Source organism: Pseudomonas sp. SWRI111 (assembly GCF_014268555.1).
Lineage (GTDB): Bacteria > Pseudomonadota > Gammaproteobacteria > Pseudomonadales > Pseudomonadaceae > Aquipseudomonas > Aquipseudomonas hamedanensis.
On sequence record NZ_JABWQQ010000072.1, the window covers coordinates 1 to 346 of the forward strand.

Annotated in this window: 1 protein-coding gene; it reads right to left on the reverse strand. The window is 65.6% G+C overall.

Annotation, left to right across the window (positions count from 1 at the left end):
* A partial coding sequence (locus HU755_RS27850) for an RHS repeat domain-containing protein (protein WP_186638302.1) occupies positions 1–346 on the reverse strand: 346 nt, incomplete at both ends.

Below are 346 nucleotides of genomic sequence, written 5' to 3' on the forward strand. Positions count from 1 at the left end.
TATTCGGTGACGAGGGTCTGACCGTGGCCCCGACGTTCGCGGATCAGGTTGCCGAAGGCGTCGTAGTCGTAATGGCGATCGCCCTGCATCAGCAGGCGGTTGCCTTTGATCCTGGCCGGGCCGGGGCGGTCCTGCATCAGCAGGTTGCCGGCCGGGTCGTGGGCGAAGGATTCGGGCAGTTCGTCGCGCGAGTGACGCACGCGGATCAGTCGGTCGAGGGCGTCGTAGCCGTAGGTGCGTTGGCCGTGACGGCTGTCGGCAATGTGCTTGAGGTTGCCGTTGGCGCTGTAGGCATAATCGCGGCGATACAGCGCCGCGTGCTGATGACCTACAGCGTGGGCGAGCA